Annotated in this window: 10 protein-coding genes and 1 tRNA gene; 2 read left to right on the top strand and 9 right to left on the bottom strand. The window is 45.5% G+C overall.

From position 1 onward, the window contains the following. Positions 1–102: 102 nt before the first annotated feature. Positions 103–687: a Crp/Fnr family transcriptional regulator gene (locus BLR32_RS11030; protein WP_089831546.1), complete on the bottom strand. Its 585-nt coding sequence runs from the start codon at positions 685–687 to the stop codon at positions 103–105. Between the two features lie 517 nt (positions 688–1,204). Here BLR32_RS11030 and BLR32_RS11025 point away from each other — a divergent pair. Continuing rightward, positions 1,205–2,941 (top strand): hypothetical protein, encoded by a 1,737-nt coding sequence (locus tag BLR32_RS11025; RefSeq protein ID WP_143011434.1) that lies wholly within the window; start codon positions 1,205–1,207, stop codon positions 2,939–2,941. Positions 2,942–3,725: 784 nt separating this feature from the next. Here the strand turns inward: BLR32_RS11025 and BLR32_RS11020 are convergent. The 3 genes from BLR32_RS11020 to BLR32_RS11010 all read right to left on the bottom strand — a co-directional run bounded on the left by BLR32_RS11020 (position 3,726) and on the right by BLR32_RS11010 (position 5,657). After that, positions 3,726–4,508, bottom strand: coding sequence for a hypothetical protein (locus BLR32_RS11020; RefSeq protein WP_089831541.1), 783 nt, complete (start codon positions 4,506–4,508; stop codon positions 3,726–3,728). A 108-nt stretch (positions 4,509–4,616) separates the two neighbouring features. Continuing rightward, positions 4,617–4,790, bottom strand: coding sequence for a twin-arginine translocation signal domain-containing protein (locus tag BLR32_RS34595; RefSeq protein WP_089831539.1), 174 nt, complete (start codon positions 4,788–4,790; stop codon positions 4,617–4,619). 60 nt (positions 4,791–4,850) lie between these two features. Continuing rightward, complete coding sequence (locus BLR32_RS11010; RefSeq protein WP_245705397.1) at positions 4,851–5,657, bottom strand: SDR family NAD(P)-dependent oxidoreductase; 807 nt, start codon at positions 5,655–5,657, stop codon at positions 4,851–4,853. A gap of 162 nt (positions 5,658–5,819) precedes the next feature. Here BLR32_RS11010 and BLR32_RS11005 point away from each other — a divergent pair, with 162 nt between their 5' ends. Beyond that, positions 5,820–6,716: a helix-turn-helix domain-containing protein gene (locus tag BLR32_RS11005; RefSeq protein WP_089831537.1), complete on the top strand. Its 897-nt coding sequence runs from the start codon at positions 5,820–5,822 to the stop codon at positions 6,714–6,716. A gap of 145 nt (positions 6,717–6,861) precedes the next feature. On the opposite strand, the gene BLR32_RS11000 is transcribed toward BLR32_RS11005, so the two are convergent. The 5 genes from BLR32_RS11000 to BLR32_RS10980 form a co-directional block, all read right to left on the bottom strand. Then, positions 6,862–6,934, bottom strand: a tRNA-Lys gene (locus BLR32_RS11000). 98 nt (positions 6,935–7,032) lie between these two features. Beyond that, complete coding sequence (locus BLR32_RS10995; protein ID WP_089831535.1) at positions 7,033–10,428, bottom strand: carbohydrate-binding protein; 3,396 nt, start codon at positions 10,426–10,428, stop codon at positions 7,033–7,035. Positions 10,429–10,709: 281 nt separating this feature from the next. Continuing rightward, positions 10,710–13,877 (bottom strand): Ig-like domain-containing protein, encoded by a 3,168-nt coding sequence (locus BLR32_RS10990; protein ID WP_089831533.1) that lies wholly within the window; start codon positions 13,875–13,877, stop codon positions 10,710–10,712. A 253-nt stretch (positions 13,878–14,130) separates the two neighbouring features. After that, positions 14,131–16,641 (bottom strand): zinc-dependent metalloprotease, encoded by a 2,511-nt coding sequence (locus BLR32_RS10985; RefSeq protein ID WP_089831532.1) that lies wholly within the window; start codon positions 16,639–16,641, stop codon positions 14,131–14,133. Positions 16,642–16,723: 82 nt separating this feature from the next. Beyond that, positions 16,724–18,163, bottom strand: coding sequence for a RagB/SusD family nutrient uptake outer membrane protein (locus tag BLR32_RS10980; RefSeq protein ID WP_089831530.1), 1,440 nt, complete (start codon positions 18,161–18,163; stop codon positions 16,724–16,726). Positions 18,164–18,172: the final 9 nt, after the last annotated feature.

Below are 18,172 nucleotides of genomic sequence, written 5' to 3'. Positions count from 1 at the left end.
CTGGCAATATTCCATACTAAAATATCTGGCAGGTTACAAAAAGCGGTTAAACCGGATTAACTTTTTTGAAGCGGGTTACAGCCAATAAAAGAATAATAAAACCTATCCTTTTAATTTCTGATTTCTTATCCGGGAGAGGAACTGAGTTGTCATTCCCAGGTAAGAGGCGATCACATACTGAGGGAAACGCTGTAAAAACTGCGGGTATGTCTTTTGCATTTCTTCATACCGTTCTTCAGCTGTCTTGCTGATGCTCCATAGCATCCTTTTTTGAATAGCGGCCGCACCTCGTTGTGAATGTATGCGGAAGAATCGTTCAAATTTTGGCACCTTCTCATAAAGCATTTGCTCGTTCTGGTAACTGATCTGAATAAGCGTTGAGTTTTCCACCGCTTCTACGAAAAGTGTGGCAGGTTCCTGGTTAATATAACTGGTGAAATCCGAAATCCACCAATCGTCTATAGCCAGTGCAATGGTATATTCCTGTCCATCATTACCAACAAAATAACTTCGCAATGCACCTGTGGTGATATAGGTTCTGTACTGGCAAACATACTCAGGTTGAACAATGAACTGTTTTTTCCTGACTTTTTGAATACGTAACAAAGAGGTAAAAAGCTGCTCTTCCTCTTTTGTCAAGGTGATGAATCGAGAGACATTCTGTATAATAGAGCTGAATTCAGTCATTTTGTAAAGGTAGCAATTTTAACAAAAGCCCTTCTCTCATCCATTTTAAAAGACTTTTGCCAGGCGCTCTACAATAGCCCGGCTCATTCCGCGTGTTCCACCTGACTGGGGAAAGAAACATAAAAAAATGTTAGCGAAAATTGAACCAGCCGAAAAAACTAGTATTAGCAAATAACGAACTTTAAAATCGATCCCATGGTTGTCTTCTAACCGTCAACAGAATATCAACAGAAGTAATGGTATCAGTAGTAATTGTCCGAGCAGCTTCTTTTAGAAGCAGCCCAGGTTCATAAATGCCTAAAACACCTTCGTCAAAGTCACAATAATTTGGCCATAGTTGAACTTGCAATCAACGTTATGCTTTATGGAAACGTTATAAAAGTTGAGTATTGCCTTTGCCGCTGGATGAAATAAAGGCCAGTTTGTAGTTTGTCCCTGTGTTTATCCTCCCCGATAGCAGTAGTTTTCTACATATTTAGAACTATATTTACCTCTAAAAGGTAAAATAAGCCCATCTATGAAATTGCTTTATCCCCTGGCGATTATTTCATTATTAATAATGGCCTGTAGTAAACCCAAGCCCAATAACGATATCCCCGATGAGCCGCCTGTTGATCATAACCCAATACCTCCTGCGACTCCTGTCAGCGCTATTGTTACGGTATATGCGGAAATGAATGGCCAGTATGGGGATCCAATGTCCGTTAAAATAAATGGTGCTGTTACTGATTATGCGTTTAGCGGTTACTCAACGAACACGGCACTATCGGTTGAAAAATATGATTGCAATATTGACTTAACACCAGATCCTTATCTGGGCCTTCTCGCTACTGCGCGCAATGTTCCTCTCACTGGCTCTTCCCGGAACAACGTGGATGTAAACAATGTTCGCGGCACATACCTTGACCGGGTGTTTACCACCGACGCGGGGGAATGGGCACTGGCAGGAGACGGGAAGTTAACTTTTGGCGCCAATACATTTGAAGAGCCCGGAATTGTTGCATCAAGTCCGGCGTATGCAATGCTGGACCCAACGGCCACCGCTTTTTCCATCACCAATCCGTCTTTTAAGGCAGACGTGGATGGGCATAGATGGTACCTCCGGTCATTTGGTGTGTTTCTGCTTGATATTCCCTATAAAATCCTGGCGAAGCTCACATTGCAATATCCGATCGCGGCCGGCCTGCGCTCTACGGCGCCTGACAGCATAGCCACCTGGCTCTATTTAAATAACCAGTGGGTGCAGCAAGGGTATGCTAAAAAGACGGGGAATTTCTATACAAAGGAAATTCATCAGGGAGGTATCTGGAGCTTTGGCGAACTTGTGGACGGTATGTATAAGACGTTTAAAGTACGTACCTCAAATGGTCTTCCGGTGGTTAATGCCATTCTGCGGGTAAAAAGCGGGGATAACGAAGTAGCATCTGCCCGTACAGATGCAGAAGGCAATGCAATCTGTTTTTTACCGGCCCATGAAAACCTGACAGCAGATATTCTCCTTGGCTGGCGCAGTCTCAGTGACGGACCTCCTCCTTTTGTGCTGCGGGGGCCGTTCAACTCCAGCATGGATGAGGAAATCATCCTGCCTGCGTCATCCCCTTACATTACGTCTGTAAAGGGAACGGCAATCAACTGCGGTGGTGGGCCTATACAAAGTGGAACGGTAACGGCTATTTGCCAGCCCCTCAACAGCCGTTGGTATTTGCCTGTTACCAATGGGCAATATGGTGGCGCCTACGTAACAGGTGACGTCAGGGCGATTTTTTTGATGAACGCCAGCAACGATGCGGTGCCTGGTCCTGACACCGCAGCACTGTTGATCACCAATGAAGAGAATATTGTGCATCTTACAACCTGTAAGTCTGCCACTAATCTCTTTCTGAAGTACTCCATTGATGATGTTGAATACAATATCACAGGAGATGCGGCGACTCCAGGTAATTCCTTTTTAGCGTCTTACTACTGGAAAGGGACCACGGATGTCTCCTGCCAGGACGATCAAACGCATCCAACAATGGGCCTGGACTTCTCCACCAGTGGCAGCGGCACAGGTACCTTCCTGAACCTTACCGAACTCAGTGTGAATAATGTCCTTTATGAGGTAGATTATAATAGAACGTTTAAAGTCACCTTCACAAGATATGATATGATGATAGGTGGGTATGTTGAAGGTTCTCTGGAGGCATACTATAAAGATAAGACGAACGTAGTGCACCACCTGGTTGCCAGCTTCCGGCTGAAACAGGTAGTCTGATCCTACGTACATGCAAGTATTTACAGTAATGCGGGAGTGGGTGTGTCAGAAGTACGATACACCCACTTTTTTATTTGGGTACCTGATGGCGTCAGATAGTGATGTACTTAATTTATCAGAGACGTTTGCGCAGCATGCTTAAAAATACAGGCGTAATACCTAAATAAGCAGCAATATGCTTTTGCGCAATTCTTTGTTCAAGACCAGGATAAAGGGGGAAAACAAGCGTTCTCTGATGTATGGAAAATATTCTCATTGACATCGCGCTTTCTGTACAAATCGAGGCAGGCTTTTACCCAGACATGATATAGTGATAAAAATTACTATATTGTAACAATGTTAGCATTTATTTTATTCATAAGAAGTTCAGGGGTTATAGCATATGCGCATAAGAGTGTAAAATTTGATGAGAAATCTGGTGCTGTTTTTGGTGCAGCGATAGCATTGTTTTTGATCATTTCGAAGCTTTTAGACCGATCGGCGAAGAAAAATAACAGAAAGTAGTCTTTCTGAAAATTTAGACAAATGTAATACTCTGCTCATTGCTGGTTAGCATTAAAATGCGATCTTGTTTGCCAACCAGCAAGGAAAATGACCAATCACAAAACTTAATTCATTATTCTCACTCGTCGCAGAAATAACGGGGCACTTTGATTCCTTCGATTTCAATCTCTACGAAAGCCTAGTCAACTATCTGACTTATGATTATGTTCAACGCCGAAGATCAGAGGTTATTGATGGTAAAAAGGAACAGATAAAAGGGCTAAAGACCTCTACCAATTGCCTATTGATTTTTTCCCTGGCTAATTTGTAGGGTGCTATAAACGCGTTGCGATTTACTATTGGGCATTTGAAGTATGCATTGCCTGTCTGAAACTTTTACAATGTCCCATGCTTGTCCAACACCGTTGCTGTCTATTATTAACAGCCGCTTCCCGCCATCGGTTAGTTCCCAGTTGCCTTCTACCGCTTTTGTAAATTTTCGGGTACAGGTGCCATCTTCCCTTAGTTCATACCAACTGTTTTTTAATGGATCCCCCAATAACGAAGGGGGTGCTGGTTTTTCAGCGGGCTCTATGGTCTTTGAATAATACCATTTTTTCGCAAGCTGGCTTTTTGAGGCGGTGAACCGCGTGGTATTATTGGGAATTGGCTTTTGGTCAGCTGCCAGTGAATCTTTCGCTTTTACGAAATGAATATATTTATGATCTATTAATAACAACAATTCATCCCCCGCAATCTTTTGTACTTTGTAGGTAAAAACACCGCCCGATCGGTCGGTAATCAGTCGCAAGGTATTTTCCTTCAATTCCCAGGTGCCATAGCTATAAGCATTGTTATCAAACGTAACAAACCGGTGGTTAGCGGAAAGCTGTTTGAAACTGTTCTTGCCAACGATAAATTCCATAAGTTGTTTACTCAGGGTGTCTGATCCCTCCTCGCGGATAATACTGTTTGTATACCATTTTCCAGGCAACTGTTGTATTATTTGTGCCAACAAAGTGGATTTATTCAATAATAACAGGATAGCTGTCATCGATAGCGTACGGATAAATAGCTGTTTCATGTTTCGTTTATAGTGTAATTATAATGCATTTATAGAATTTTTCCGCATAATGGAGTACAAATGCCAGGGCTCAAACGCATGGAGGAAAACGATGAATATTTGACTGATTTAGCAACGGTAGTTTTCTGACTGGACATTTTTAATGCAAAAGAGGCTTTTCAAACCTATACAAAAATTGGTTACCATGGTTGGCAGTCGCAAGGCAAGGACTATACTTGCTCCGGCCAAAGTGGCCTGCCCTATGAATGCTCTTCTCGATGATTGCCTGCTTTTCTTTCCCATATATTCCAGTTAAATCTGATCGAATAAAACCTTTTCTTATATGCCAAGGTCCAGCAATATCTATTGAATACTGTAACCGCCGTCCACAACAAAAGTGTGTCCGATTACAAAACTTGATGCATCACTACAAAGCCAAAGTACAGCGTTGGCTATTTCTTCAGGGCGTCCCAAACGGCCTATTGGAACTCCTTTTAACATTGCATCAATCACTTCTGTCTGACCTCCATTTAACATACCATCCAACATTGGGGTATGAACGATGCCTGGACAAATTGAATTAATACGTATTCCTTTTGAGGCATATTCCAATGCTGCACTTTTCGTAAGTCCAATTACACCGTGCTTGGCGGAATGGTACGTTCCTCTTTGCGCACCACCTAAAATGCCGCCGATGGACGAGCAGTTAACGATAGCACCGCTGCCTTGTTTACGCATCTGCTGTAGTTCGTATTTCATACAGTTCCATACCCCGCGCAGGTTTACATTTATCACCCTGTCGAAATCTTCACTCGTCTGGTCGGCTGCATCTGCAAGCACATTCTGGATTCCAGCATTATTATAAGCTGCATCCAGCCTTCCAAATGTTTCTACAGTTCTGTCCACCATTACCTTCACTTGTGACTCGTCAGAAACATCGCAAGCAATAGCCAGGGTGTTATAACCCGCTACTTTCAACTGTTCAGCTGCCTTATTTACCAGATCTTCCCCTAAATCCGCCAATGCTACTGATGCACCAGCCTCTGCAAATGCCTTCGCCGCAGCAAATCCAATACCCTGTCCTGCGCCAGTAATAAGGACTACCCTACCTTCCATTGGTCTCATGATGTTGTTTTTAGTGTTAATGATTAAAATATTATCTCTATTCATTGTGCATCTATAGCATTTAAAAGTTGTAATACAAATGTCTGCCCTTATAAAGGATATACTCTATACATTCCACGGATTGTGCTACCATTTTTACTGATTATCAACGGCCAGGATGGCTTGGGATAAATATTCGATAAATTTGTATTGATTAAATACAGCAAAATGAAGGACATTCTAAGAATTGAGACGGTTAGTGAACACGATGCCTTTTACCACAAGGAGAATTTACATCCACTGGTAAGCATCATGGATTTTGATGGCAGAGTACCGGAAGTCTATGCGTCCAAAATGAATTTTGGTTTTTATATAGTATACCTAAAGGAGGTTATATGCGGAGATATGAAATATGGACGTCATACTTATGATTACCAGGATAGAACATTGGTATTTGTTGCGGCGGGCCAAGTTATTAATGTGGATATAAACACAGATTATAAACCTCAGGGTTATGCTTTATTGTTTCACCCTGACCTAATACGAGGTACATCTTTAGGCAGGCATATTGATGATTACACCTTCTTTTCTTATCAGTCAAATGAAGCGCTGCACTTATCCGAGAAAGAGCGGAAAATTGTATTGGATTGCTTCGATAAAATCAGTTACGAACTGGAACATGGTGTGGACAAGCATAGCAAAAAGCTAATTGTCGATAATATCGAACTGTTTCTAAATTATTGTGTCCGCTTCTATGACCGGCAGTTTATTACCCGTAATGATTTAAACAGTGATATTTTAGTCCAGTTTGAAAAGCTGCTGAATGACTATTATCAATCAGACAAACCGCAAACAATAGGTTTACCATCTGTTAATTATTGCGCATTACAATTCCATCTTTCAACAAACTATTTCGGTGATTTGATAAGAAAGGAAACAGGGAAAACGGCGTTAGAATACATTCAATTAAAAATGATCGCATTGGCTAAACAGAAAATATTGGATAATAAGAAGACAATAAATGAGATAGCCTACGAATTAGGGTTTAAATATCCTGCACATTTTACAAGGGCTTTCAAGAAAAGCACAGGGGTGACGCCTATCGAATACAGGTCACAAAATTAGAAACGCTGCCAGGCCAATTGAGTTGTAATTAGCGTCCAACCACCTGAGACTCGAACAGTTTAAAGATTGATAACGAACTTATTGCGTCAAGTCTCCAAAAACAAAAACGCTCCAAGTCCTTGAACTTGAAGCGTTTAAAATTTCGTGATCCCGCTGGGACTCGAACCCAGGACCCATACATTAAAAGTGTATTGCTCTACCAACTGAGCTACGGAATCATTCTAACGGGGTGCAAACCTAAACAAATAATTCTAAACTCCAAAATAAAAAAGCCGCCTCAAAAAAATGAGACGGCTTTCAGTATCTAAAATCAAGATTACATCTTCACAAATTTCTTCACAACAGGCTTACCAGCATTGGTAAATTTCAGAACATACACACCTGGAGCCAGTTTACTTACATCCAGAATGCCATTCACAGCTTTAATAGTAATCGTCTGTGCATTCGCAGCATTCGTGATGGTGAACAGGCCGTCGTTCTTCACATTACCTACAGTCAGGAGGTTAGTTACCGGGTTAGGGTACACTTTCACTACTGGTTCCTGCGTAGCTGGTTTGCTGATGGCGAGCGACTGTGCAGGTACGCTGAATTCGAACCAGTTCAGGTTAAAGTCAGCGTGGGAAGCGTAAACGCGGAGCGTTTGTCTGCCTGCAGTGAGTGTAACGGTAGCGGTCCTGGTTACCCATGACTGCCATCCACCGGTAGCAGCTACGTCAACGGTAGTCAGCACATTGGTACCTGACATCAGTTGCAGCTGACCACCACCAGGAGCGCTGGCCACGCGGAAGGCTACGTTATAGGTGCCGGAGGTAGCAACGTTTACGTTGTAGTCCATCCAGTCGCCGGTGCCAACCCAGCCAATATTCTGGCCACCACCAACATCCCCACAACCTTCTGTACCGATACCGTCCATCGCGTCGAAATCTTCCGCCTCAATACGGCCAGGGATGTTCTTCTGAACAGGAGCTGCCGTTACATTGATGGCAACCGGAGTAGAAGTAGTTGTCATCTGGTTGTTGTCAGTAGCTTTTGCAGTGATGCTGTAAGCACCGGTAGGTACACCTGTCCACAGGTATTGATATGGGCTGGTAGTATCTTCACCGATCTTGGTAGCACCCTGGAAGAACTCCACTTTCTTCACAGTACCATCTGTGTCAGCTGCGTCAGCTTTGAGCAGGATGTCGGAGTTACTTAAGAATGCTTCGCCGTTGGCAGGAGCGGTGATGTTTACAGTCGGCGCATTGCCGATAGCCAACGCAAAAGTGAAGTAGTTTACGTTGAAGTCATTTGCTTCCAGTACGATACGTACCACGTGGTTGCCGACAGGCAATGCTGTAGTCGTCGTAGCAGAAACGGTCTGCCATGCCTGGAAGCCACCGGTAGTTGGTACGGTAACAGGACCAGTGATGTTCTGGCCGTCCAGCTCAACATGCATGGTTTTGGCAGTACCTGGATTGGCAACGCGTGCCGCAAAGGTGTATTTACCTGCGATCGTTACATTAACAGAGTATTCCAACCATTCGCCATTGTTAACGTAACCAATGTTATAACCGCCTTCTGAGCAGTTTTCCAGGTCTACGCCTTCATTGGTACGGTATTGATTACCCTGGTTGGCAGCACTTTCATCGTGATAGGCGATGCCTTCACCACCGGAATCGAAGTCTTCGATCTCGATCTTGCCAGGTATAGCACGTGGCGCAGTACCGGCAGGAAAAGGATTCTGACGGGAACCAGTTGCCTTATAGGTAACAGAATAGGTAGTATTAACTGCCGGAACACGGATAGATTGTAAAGTATCTCCGCCATGCGCCCATGATACGAATGCATAGGTAGTATCTCCCAGCACCTGAGGCGAGATAGCCTGCAGGGTAGTGAGCGCATTTACTACCATCGTTTTGGTAAATGGAGTAGCAGCTTCTTTACCCAATACTACCTGAAGACCCGGAACATTGGAAGTTACGGTTGCCTGTATCTTGTTAGGATAGATATCTACAGAGTCGACACCTGTACGGCCATTGGAATCTGTAACGGTCAGGAGCAGTCTGAACCAGATATTTGGAGAGGACTCACCAAGGTTATCCGCAGTGAAAGAGCCTGACTTGATGCCGGCAGGCAGGGTAGGACCAGGGTGCCAGTGCTCGCTGGTTTCGGTATCCTTATGGAAGAAACGGAGTTCCCAGCGGTACGCAGATGCCGGCAATGTACCATCTTCTGTATCAGTAGCAGTACCGGAGAAGTTGATTACAGTACCTACGCTCCATTTAACGTCACCGGTTGGTGCGCTGATGTGTGGAACTGGTCTTGCGTTGAAAGGCAGTACAGTCAGTTTTGCCGCAGTACTGATAGCTGTGTCAATATGATTGATCACTACACAACGGTAGAGGCCTGAGTCGGCCTGCGCGGTTTGTGCAATAGAGAAAGTAGCCTCGGTTGCACCCGGGATATTCACACCATTTTTCTGCCACTGGAATGACATCGGGATACCACCTGAAGCGCTCACCGAAAACTGTACAGGATCACCTGCAGTAACTGTTGCGCTTACCGGCTGGTTAACGATAGTCGGAGCCTGATTATTATTGTATTCAATTCTCCATAAAGCACCACTTGTAGCGTAACTTACATAGTAAATGTTGCCATCAAGGCCAACACTTGTACCTAAAATACGTGTGAAACCTTTTGGCGCAAACTCCGTATACTGAGATGCCGGTGTCAGGTTGTTAACATCCACAAATCTGTACCAGTCCCTGCACCAGTCGGTGAAGAAGAACTTGTTACGGTATTCAGGTGGATAGTTAGTAGCAGGCGGATTAAAGAACACACCGGATGTAATGGCGCATCCGCCCTTATCATCGCTATGGTCGTAGTAATATGCTGCTGTGATAGTACCTGCAGCCTGTTGGTTACCTGTTTTACCATCCTGGCTCCAGCCATAGTTATAGCCTTTGCTGGCATCAGGAGTGGTAACATCATTGATCTCTTCATAGTCGCCGCCGACGTCCATTACGAAGATTCTCTGAGATACCGGGTCGAGCGCCATTTTCCATGGGTTTCTCATACCACGAGCCCAGATGCTTCTTTGCTGACGGCTTGCGCCTGGTACATCATAATAAGGGTTGCCTGGTGCAGGCTGACCGTCATCTGTCAAACGCAGGATCTTACCACGGTAAGTATCCAGTTTGGGAGATTCAACGGAGGAGTTACTTTCTCCTACAGCAACATACAGCAGCCCCTGGCGGAACAATAGCGCACCACCATTGTGAGCACCGTTGATGATCGGATCAAATTCCATTACACGGGTAACGGAAGTTACCTGGTTGCCAGAAGTGATCGTAATAACGTCCAGGTAATGTCGCGTCATTTCAGGATTGGTGTAGAAAATGTAAAACTTACCATTGGATGCAAACTGCGGATGCAGAGTAATACCCAGTAATCCCTGTTCAGCATCGGTAACGGTCTGCGCGGTGTGCACAGTAGTGAGGGTTCCGTTCAGGAACACTTTAACGTTACCTCCGCGTTCTGCGATAAAGATTCTGCCATCCGGCGCATGCGCCAGTGCGGTCGCTTCATTGATAACGTTGTCGGTTAATCTTTTCTGGGTAAAACCAGTTGGCAACTGGCTGTAAGCACTGTTTGTGCACGCCAGGAACATACCGATTCCACAGCATGCCGTTAACAGATGCTTGTGAAACCTAAGCAGCAGGTTTTTCTTCATTGTGTTTAAATGGTTTTTTGTTGAAAACTAGATTGTGATTATTGACGTGTTATGGTTTCGAATATGGTTTAGGGAGTGATAAATAAAATACAGGATAAGGTTATTTTGTTTTTTTGACAACGAAATTTACAACATAAGTTTGATACTTACATTATCCGTAAATGAACTTTTATAGTTGTACTAATACAAGTAGACCAGCTTAGTATACTATCTCAAAAAATAGTTGATACGTTTACCTATCACCGTTAGGTAAACGTATCAACTGCTTAACTGATTGTAGATTATTGTTTAATGAATTTCAGTAATAAGGTCTTATGCGCCTGGTTCCTCAGCTGAATGAAGTATACACCCGCCGGTAAACGACTTACATCAACATTATAAGTACCAGAGATTTTACCTTCCTGTGATAATTGTGTAGACCATGAACGTCCGTTTAAATCAACTACTCTTATCTGTTTCACGCCTTCACTACTGAATAGTTGTACCCTGTCATTTACAACAGGATTCGGATAGAGATTAGCCTTCCATGCAGACTGCGTTTTTTCTGCCGCATTTGAACTGCCTAACAAAGCTGCCCCGGTGTATAATGAACCATATGCTTCCAGTTCAAAAATAGAATAACCATACGGCGTAGTTCTCGCCGTACCATATATCCGGAGATAACGCCCATGACCTGTCAGACCGGTATAGTCATTTACAAGTACATTGTTGTTGGTCACTGTTCGCAGCGGCGACCAGTTCACAGTGTCATTAGATACCTGCACGATATAGTCTTTCCCTGCTGCTGTTTCCCAGGTGATCTTCACCCTGTTGATGTTGTAATCCGCTCCAAGGTCTACCCTTATCCACTGTGGATCGCTGAAGGCGCTGGACCAGCGGGTATTAATGTTGCCATCCACTGCATTATTACCGCCGAAGACTGCATTCTCATAAGAAGAAATGACAGCCGGTTTATTCAACGCCAGGTTAGTTTGCGTTACGACGGTATCCGGAGTAACATAATACACATTGTCGATATAGAAGCTCGCAGCAGCTGCAGGAGCATCGCCGGAAAATGTGAAGGCCTGGGTAATGGTAGCGAGATTCACATTGGTCAATGAGCTGACAGGAATAGTCACTTCATGCCATTGCCCATCCCTGATCAGCCCTAATTTCTGTTCACCCGCGGTAAACTGAATGGCCTGTTCCCCGTTCTGGGAAATAACACTGAATCGGAAGGAACCCTGGTAACTGGTTTTGAAATGGAACTTGAGGAACCCTTTGCTGAAATGTGACAGGTCGCGCACATCGTTTGCTACGCCTAAGCCAAACCAGTTATTGGCTGCCGCGGTAAAGCCCATTACCTGCGATCCTTCATAAGGCGCTGCGCCGCTGATAGTGGTCAGGTTATTCCATACATAGAGATTAGCATCCAGACCATAGGTCAGCTTATCTGTAATGGAAGCATTTTCACTGTATACGCCATACCTGTTGGACAGGATCTTGTTATCCTGCACGGTAATGGTCACAGGGGCAGAAGTGGTGCTCAATTTGCCATTGTCAGTAGCTTTGGCAGTGATGGTATAGGTACCCTGCGGTACATTCTCCCAGGTATAACTAAAAGGCGGCTGTGTAAGGGTAGCCAGTAATGTGCTGCCATTAAAGAACTCCACCTTATAGATCAGGCCATTGTCAGATACATTGGTATTGATCACCACTTTGGCTGGCCTTCTGTATGGCGTGCCGGCAGTAGGAGAGGTGATGCTGATCTGGGGGGCTGTATTACCCGGCGCTGCTACCAGTACGGTAACAGGTTTGGAAGTAGTGGTCTTGTTCTGATTATCTGTCGCTTTTGCAATCAGTTTGGCAATAGCCGGGGTAGATGTCTGCCAGGTATAATTAAATGGCGCGGAGGTAACTGTTCCCAGGTACTTAGATCCATTGAAGAAATCTACTTTAGTGATAGTGCCATTGGGATCATTCGCATTGGTCTGAATAGCGATAGACGCTGGTGTAGTGTATACAGCTTCTTCGGCAATATTGGTGATAGTAACCCTGGGCGCCGGATTGTCAGACACACCACCAGTGTAATAGACGTTATCAAAGTAGAAGTCAGCCGCTGCTGCAGGTGCGTCGCCGGAGAACATGAACAGCTGTGTAACCTGCATAAGGTCCAGTGCACCGAACTCACTGACAGGAATGGTCACTTCATGCCATTGACCGTCTCTTACCAGTCCATGTTCGTTCGTACCGGTAAAATTCACCCAGCCTTCTGCACCGTCGGAAGCAATACCTACCTTAAATGGCGCCGTGGAGGTCGTCTTCATATGGAACTTCAGACTACCGCCTGCATAGTTGCTCATGTTTTTAATATCGCAGGCTACGCCCAGGCCGTACCAGGTACCTGCGTTGGCATGAAATGCCCATACATTGCTGCCTTCAAATGGCGCAGGTGACGGTGTGATGTTAGTGATGTTGTTCCAGAGAAAGAGATTAGCGCCCTGTCCGAAGGTCACCTTGTCGCTTACTGAAGTATTGTCGGTAAAGATGCCATAATTACCTTCGGGTGCGTTATTAGAGCCTAAAATGAGCTCTTCTCCCTGTGTGATATCCTGGTACAGTTTGATGTAGTCAACCTCCATGCGGCCGGGTAGGGGAGCCGTCACTCCTGCTGCGGATGTAATGCCGGGATAGTTACCTCCCACTGCCAGGTTGAGGATGATGTAGAAGGGATTACGGAAGGCATCGAATCCATTTGTTCCGCTGATGTCGATCCTGTAATAAGGACTGTTGTCAAGGAAGATAGTCAGGAACTGCGGATCCCATTCCAGTTTGTAAAGGTGATAAGCATCATTCAGTGAGGTACTCTGAAGGATACTATCCTTGGCATAGGTAGCATGTCCCGTATATCCTCCCGGGTTTTCTGTCCACCAGTGTGTAGCGGCACTGACGGTCCTGTTGGCCCGGCCCTCAGCAAGGGCGCCGGCAAATCCCATTTCAAGAATGTCTACCTCTCCATTGTGTGGCCAGGTACCACCTGTAGCACCCAGCAGCCAGAAAGCAGGCCATAAGCCATTGGCTACATTAGGCACCTTAATCCTGGCTTCGAGCGAGCCATAACGGAAAGATACACGTCCTGCGGTCTTGATACGCCCGGATGTAAAAGGCTTACCGCCCATGGTTTCCCGGCGGGCTTCAATGATGAGCGTGCCATTTTCAATTCTTACGTTTTCAGCACGGTTGGTGTAATATTCCAACTCGGCATTCCCCCAGCCGCAATTTCCTTTGTTACAGCCATCGCCTGTTTCGTAGGTCCATGTCTGCGGATTAAGCGTGGCGGTGTTGAAATTCTCCTCCCAGACAAGTTGTCGCTGGGCATGGGTCGCAAATGGCAAAAGTGAAAGACAGAGCACAGCTGCAAGTAATGGGCTCTTTTTCAACTTTGTAGTTGGGTAATTTGGGTTCTTCATACGATGAAATTTAAGTTAACGTGAACGTGGCAAATAGAATATCAATTTAACAATTGCGGGGGAGAACCGGTAGGCATTTTTATCCTGAAAGTCACTGCGCTGCAGGCTACATTGAAAAACCGGCGCCCCTATGAGCGCCGGCTACTGATACTTACTACTTACAGAAATAACGTGCGATAGACATCGCACGTTTCATGTTTACACCTAATAGAGCTCATATGCTCTTTACCACATATTTAGCCCTGAGAAATAATTACTTTTTAGGATACAACCCGTTGTCCAGCCTTTCGTAAAGGTCTTGCAGATGATTGCGGGTTGTAACATCTGTCATCGTTGGGATGGCGGTTTTTATAGCGTTCAATAGTTCTTTCGCATGTGCCCTCATCAGTGGCGTAACATCACTGTCTTTGCTGATCCTTGCTGTAGGCGACAGTACCGCCAGCAAACTCTCCACATATACACGCTGCAGGCCACGACGATAAGCATCTGTCGCTTTATGCGCTGCTAATTCAGAGAAGATGCCTGCTTTCAGATCATGCAGGAGTTGTGCTGCGGTGTAAGCCTTTGATGCATCAAAAGCTTCCTGTGTATTTAATCGCTCTATCAGGTCGGGAGCCAGCAACTGCATCAATACTTTTTTCTGAATAGTAGTCACGGCAGAAAAATCTGTAGCTGTCAGAGAGGCCAGTTGTTTATCATCCAGCCAGGAAGGAGTAGCAAAAAGCTGTTCATTCAGGAATGCCACTGCTCTTTGTTGTTTGCTCTTCGAAGGAAATTCATACACAGGGCCTGCCTGTTCCACCGTCCTGGGAGTGGTGAGTATACCACCTACCTGCGATGCCACATGGCCCATATAGAGATCAAACTGTTTCACGATCTCGATGTACATCTCGCCCGCCTTCGAATAATCTTTATCAGGCTGACGCGTCCACTCCATCAGGTGTTTTTCTATTCGTTTCAGATTGGCAATACCATAGGCACTGGCCTTCATGGCATCATCGCCCAGGTCCTCACGCTGATTCCTTGGATCATATTGTGTTTTCGCATCATTAGGCACTCTTTCAATACCGAAGAAATATTGTTTCCCTGATGCTAGTTTGTCTATCACTCTTTTGTTCAGTACAGCTGTTTCCTCTGCTGCACTTTTAGCGTCGGGCACCAGTTTGTATCCCCATTCAATCGCCCACTTATCATATTCACCAATGCGGGGAAATATGCCTTTTACGCCGATGTTATCTTCAGGTTGTGCTACATAGTTAAAACGTGCATAGTCCATAATGGAAGGCGTATGCCCATGTGCTTCTACCCACTGTTTACTGCGAAGACTATCCACGGGTACAGTAGAAGATGCGCCCCAGTTATGCCGTAATCCCAGGGTGTGTCCTACTTCATGGGAAGACACAAAGCGGATCAGCTCACCCATGAGCGAATCAGGCAGCTGCGGCGCCTGCGCTCTTTTATCAATAGCGCCTGCCTGTATGAAATACCATTTGTATAATACATCCATCACGTTGTGATACCAGCTGATATGCGTTTCCAGGATCTCGCCTGTGCGTGGGTCTTTAATACTGGGGCCCATGGCATTGGCAATATTTGAGGGTTTATATACCAGTACAGAGTGACGGGCATCCTCAATGCTCCAGGTACTGTCGTCGGTAGGAGCTTCTTTAGCCATGATCGCATTCTTAAACCCTGCTGATTCAAACGCTGTCTGCCAGTCGTTGATACCTGCCATCAGGTAAGGCACCCACTTCTTAGGCGTCAGTGGATCGATGTAAATGACGATCGGGTGTTTAGGTGTTACCAACTCACCCCGTTTATATTTTTCAAGGTCTTCCTCTTTCGGTTCCATCCGCCATTTCCAGATCATACTTTCACTTTTTACACCCTGTGAATTAGCGTCGAAGTTGATGTATTCATCCGCGAAGAAACCAACCCGTGGATCAAAGAAGCGGGGCTGCATAGGTGTAGCCGGCAGTAGTACAATAGAGCTGTTCAGCTCAAAGCTGTACGTTCTGGTTTCTCCATTAGGGAAAGGCCTGGAATTGTAAGTACGTACCGTTTTTACTTCCACATTCATCGGGTAGGAGCGGATGTCCTCTATGTAAGATCTGTCAGGCGCCATCATCGCCAGGCCCATAAAATTCCTGAGCGCCGGGTCGAAGAACAGGATGGAGTTGTCTGAGTTCACATAATCCGTTACCTCTATCACACTACTCTTTGCACTATCGTTGATGGCTTTGATACTAAAAACGGCCTGTATAGATTGCAGGTTATTGTTCAGCAGTGAGCGGTACAATCCATTGGCCGAACTATCCGCGGAGCGTTCCTTATATGAGATGGTCTTCAGCATGATCTTATTACCATTGCCTTTCTCAAAACGGATCACTTTCTCACCGATCTGATCGCCGGAGTAAGTACCCAGCATGAAACGGAACTCGGAGGAACCCTTGGCGATCCTGCCCACTACCAGCATATCTCTGCCCAGTAATGAATCGGGTATCTCGAAGAGATATTTGTCATTTGACTTATGTACTTTAAACAGTCCGCTGGTGGTAATGGTACCAGGCGGGACGACTTCCTTATAAGGCTTTAGCGCGTCCGGTTTTGCCGGTAAGGCCAATTTGGCCAAAGCGGCAGCCACACTGTCTTTTTTTATGGCGGTCGTATCTTTACCTTTCTGTTGTTTCTGTGCGGCTGCCGGTAATGCAATGGCCACGGTGCATAGCATACCAAGCATGATGCTTGCGGTTGCAGATTTCATCGGTAATAGTGTGTTTTAAATTGTTGGCATGGCTTTCCTTTTTGGATATGGATATGGCAAGGTTATGACAAGGTTGTGTCTCTTAGTTGCTATAACCGGGATTCTGTTTGATATTCGGATTAAGCTGCGTCTCGCCAAACGGTATGGGCAGCACCTTATGGCTCGGCACCCATACGCTGCCTTTCTGCGGAGCAAGTACAGTCATTAACTCGTCTATCTTATCCGTACGTACCAGGTCGAACCAGCGGTGTCCCCATTCGGTGAACAGTTCTATTCTGCGTTCCTGCGCAATGGCTGCCAGCATCGCGTCTTTATCGGTAGCGGTGGTACCTGGCAGCAATGCTTTGGCACGGATGGCATCCAGGTCTGCCTGTGCACTGCCTGCCCCTGTGATATTTCCCAGTTGTGCCCTCGCTTCAGCACGTATCAGGTACTGCTCCGACAGGCGTAGCACGATCAGTGCTTCAGGTGTACCGCTTGGGTTTTTCTGGTACTTGAAAGGATAGTAATAAGTGTTGCCGTTGGCGACAAACGTGCCTACCCATTTATCGCGACGTGCGTCTCCCTGTTCAAAACTGTTCACCAGTGATGTAGTGAGTGCCCCGGGCAAATTAGGAGTGACACCCGGCGGATTTGTGAACGGAATGAATGCCTGCGCATCGTAAGTCGCATAGTTAATCGGATCTACTGTCAGCAGATACCAGATAGCTTCCTTACTCGTTGAAGTGAACGTTTTATTAAGGTCCTGTTCCAGTTGATAAACGCCATTGTTGATCACGGCAGTGGCTTGCGCTTCTGCATTGGCCCAGTCTTTCAGGTAAAGATAAACGCGCGCCAATAGTGCTGTTGCAGCCAGTTTGTTAGGACGTGCCCTTTCTGTGGTGCCGGGCGTAATACCTCTGAAATAGGCTTCTCCCATCAGGGATTGCGCATCTTTCAGGTCGGCAATGATCTGCGCATATACCTGTTCTTTTGGCGTGCGCGATAGTGTATTATTGACCCTGTAATCGGTGGTCAGCGCCAACGGCACATCGCCATAGGTATTCACTGCATAGAAATAGATAAGCGCACGTAAGAATTTTGCTTCTCCCAGTAATTGCTGTTTAACAGGCTCCGAAAGTCCTTTGGACGCAGTAACGCCTTCAATAGTAACGTTACAGGTATATAAACGCTCATAGAATTCATCCCAGAAATAGCTGACGCTAACATTGTAAGTGTTGGTATAAAACTCCTGTAATGTGCTACCCATGGTAGCCGGCAGGTAGTTTTTGATTTCATCGGCTGCCATTCCTTCCAGCATACTGATGCTATTGATGCCACTTACGAGTCCTCTATCGCTGATCATGGAACTGTATAGACCTGTCATGACAGAAGTCGCCGACGCATTGCCCGCAAAGGCCTGTTCACTTATGATCTTTGACGTCGGCGGATCGATCTCCACTGCTTTATTACAGCCCGTACCGACTGCCAGGAACAGCAGACCAGTATACAGGTAACGGAACGATTTATATTGGAATATCATGGTTACTCT

Origin of the sequence: Chitinophaga filiformis (genome assembly GCF_900102545.1) — a bacterium.
Classification (GTDB): Bacteria; Bacteroidota; Bacteroidia; order Chitinophagales; family Chitinophagaceae; genus Chitinophaga; species Chitinophaga filiformis.
Note: the sequence above shows the minus strand (reverse complement) of the source record. Positions and strands in the feature narration are given on the sequence as shown.

Excerpts from the sequence above, each read along its gene's own strand:
- BLR32_RS11030 (WP_089831546.1), bottom strand. The coding sequence starts at position 687 with ATGACTGAATTCAGCTCTATTATACAGAATGTCTCTCGATTCATCACC.
- BLR32_RS11025 (WP_143011434.1), top strand. The coding sequence starts at position 1,205 with ATGAAATTGCTTTATCCCCTGGCGATTATTTCATTATTAATAATGGCC.
- BLR32_RS11020 (WP_089831541.1), bottom strand. The coding sequence starts at position 4,508 with ATGAAACAGCTATTTATCCGTACGCTATCGATGACAGCTATCCTGTTA.
- BLR32_RS34595 (WP_089831539.1), bottom strand. The coding sequence starts at position 4,790 with ATGGGAAAGAAAAGCAGGCAATCATCGAGAAGAGCATTCATAGGGCAG.
- BLR32_RS11010 (WP_245705397.1), bottom strand. The coding sequence starts at position 5,657 with ATGAATAGAGATAATATTTTAATCATTAACACTAAAAACAACATCATG.
- BLR32_RS11005 (WP_089831537.1), top strand. The coding sequence starts at position 5,820 with ATGAAGGACATTCTAAGAATTGAGACGGTTAGTGAACACGATGCCTTT.
- BLR32_RS10995 (WP_089831535.1), bottom strand. The coding sequence starts at position 10,428 with ATGAAGAAAAACCTGCTGCTTAGGTTTCACAAGCATCTGTTAACGGCA.
- BLR32_RS10990 (WP_089831533.1), bottom strand. The coding sequence starts at position 13,877 with ATGAAGAACCCAAATTACCCAACTACAAAGTTGAAAAAGAGCCCATTA.
- BLR32_RS10985 (WP_089831532.1), bottom strand. The coding sequence starts at position 16,641 with ATGAAATCTGCAACCGCAAGCATCATGCTTGGTATGCTATGCACCGTG.
- BLR32_RS10980 (WP_089831530.1), bottom strand. The coding sequence starts at position 18,163 with ATGATATTCCAATATAAATCGTTCCGTTACCTGTATACTGGTCTGCTG.